The sequence below is a fragment of the Streptomyces calidiresistens genome (assembly GCF_014141525.1).
GTDB classification, from domain to species: domain Bacteria; phylum Actinomycetota; class Actinomycetes; order Streptomycetales; family Streptomycetaceae; genus Streptomyces; species Streptomyces calidiresistens.
In genome coordinates, this window is record NZ_VKHS01001271.1 from 1 (window position 1) to 1,022 (window position 1,022).

Annotated in this window: 1 protein-coding gene; it reads right to left on the minus strand. The window is 80.4% G+C overall.

Annotated features, from left to right (window positions below):
- Positions 1–1,022, minus strand: a 1,022-nt coding sequence (locus tag FOE67_RS26815; RefSeq protein WP_498370725.1) for an ABC transporter domain-containing protein, incomplete at both ends; no start/stop codon positions are given.

Here is a 1,022-nt window from a genome sequence, read left to right on the forward strand (position 1 = left end):
ACCGGGTGGGCGGGGGGCGGCGCGCCGGCCGGGGTGCGGATGGCCTCCCCGACCCGGGCGGCGGCCCCGCGCAGGCCGACCGCCCGACCCAGCGCCTCCGCGGTCTCGGCCACGGGGCCCAGGATGCCCAGGGCCAGCACGACCGCGGCCGGCACCATCGCCCCGGAGAGCCGGCCGTCCGCCGCGGACACGGCGGCCACCGCCACCACGCCGAGGACCCCGAGGATGACCGGCAGGTCGCGGGCGACCGCCGTCCCGGCGTCCAGGGATGCCTCCGCGCGCTGCGCGGCCCCCACCTCCCGGCCTCGCCGGGCCAGGCTCCGCCGGCGTTCCTCCAGGCCGCCGAAGGCCAGCAACTCGGGCAGGCCGTCCACGGTGTCCACGGTCTCGGCGGACAACCGGGCGGCGGCCCGGCGGGTGCGGGCGCCGCGTGCGGCCCGGGCCCGGCGCTCCAGCACCGGGACGAGCAGCAGCGCCGCGCCGGCGGCGAGCACGACCGGCAGCAGCCACGGTTCCAGCACCGCCAGGACCGCGCCGCCGACCGCCGTCACCACGGCGCCCGCCGGAACGCGGGCCGTGGTGTGCGCGTAGAAGAACTCCAGCGCCTCGACGTCGCCCAGCGCCGTTCCGGCGAGGTCCCCGCTGTGCCGGCGACCGGTACGGGCGGGAGCGCCCCGGGCCGCACCGTCGAAGACCCGGACCCGCAGTTCCGCGAGCACCCGGTAGGCCAGGTCGTGGGAGAGGTCCATCTCCCACCAGGTGGTCAGGGCCCGCACCGCGACCAGGGCGACGAGCACCGCCACGACGGCGGCGGGGGGCGGGGTCGCGGTGAGGACGGCGGCGCCGACCGCCCACGCCGCGACGGTGAGGAGGGCGACGAGGGAGGCCTGGCCGAGCAGGGCGGCCAGGAAGGTGCGGGCCATCATGCGGCGGTGGCCGGCCAGGACGGGCAGCAGGGCGCGCAGGGCTCCGGCGGGGGGCTCCCCGGTGTCGTCGGTGCCCGGGGCATCGGGGGGCCCGGG